Genomic DNA, 533 nt, shown 5'->3' on the forward strand with positions numbered 1-533 from the left:
AAGAACGACCTAAAAATCAACCTAACGGACAGCTACGGCCAAGAGCAAGAAATCAACATCAGCGCAAAAGCGGGTGACGATATCGAAGAGCTTGCGACTTACATTAACGGTCAAACTGACCTAGTGAAAGCCTCTGTAGACCAAGACGGTAAACTGCAAATCTTTGCTGGCAACAACAAAGTCGAAGGCGAAGTCGAGTTTTCAGGCGGCCTATCTGGTGAGCTAGGTTTGGGCGAAGGTAAAAAAGTAACGGTAGATACTATCGACGTAACCTCAGTTGGTGGCGCACAAGAATCTGTTGCTATCATCGATGCGGCACTGAAATACGTAGATAGCCACCGCGCAGAGCTGGGTGCTTTCCAGAACCGTTTCAACCACGCAATCAGCAACTTGGACAACATTAACGAGAACGTGAATGCGTCGAAGAGCCGTATCAAAGATACAGATTTCGCGAAAGAAACGACGGCAATGACCAAATCACAAATTCTATCGCAAGCGTCAAGCTCAATCCTTGCGCAAGCGAAACAAGCGCC

1 protein-coding gene is annotated in these 533 nt (G+C 47.7%); it reads left to right on the forward strand.

Features of this window, described 5'->3' with window-relative positions; translation table 11 throughout:
• Positions 1-533, forward strand: a 533-nt coding sequence (locus R7Q46_RS29900; RefSeq protein ID WP_318078684.1) for a flagellin, incomplete at both ends; no start/stop codon positions are given.

It is taken from the genome of Vibrio sp. 811 (assembly GCF_033339195.1).